General features: G+C 33.1%; 1 protein-coding gene. It reads left to right on the top strand.

The window, feature by feature from the left end; genetic code table 11:
* The coding region (locus tag N2201_07320; GenBank protein ID MCX7786008.1) for a hypothetical protein at positions 1-381 on the top strand (381 nt) is incomplete at both ends.

The raw sequence follows: 381 nt of genomic DNA on the forward strand, positions 1-381 counted from the left end.
GTTGGCAACTAAGTGACCAAGAAAAACGAATATACCCACTTCAACGAATCTCAGAATTAAAAAATCGTAATGCGCCTAAGAATGAAATTGATGCAATGAAGGCAAACCGGACAAGTTGGCTTGAAGGATTTAAGGAAAATAACCAAGTTAATGAATTAGTAAATAAATTCGATGTTAATACCTGGAACAATAAAAATCTTATTGACCTCCCCGCAGAATTAGCATCACTGAGAGCAATTGATTTATATTTTAGACAACAAATAAACCAGCCATTGATAAATGACGACAAGATAATTTTATTGCATTCCCCTACTTATGGAAGTAATAATGAAGGGCCATTTTGTGCTAATGTTATTCACAACATTATAAATAGGTACAACT

This window comes from candidate division WOR-3 bacterium (genome assembly GCA_026418155.1).
Classification (GTDB): Bacteria; Hydrothermota; Tepidihabitantia; order Tepidihabitantales; family CAIPLT01; genus JAOABV01.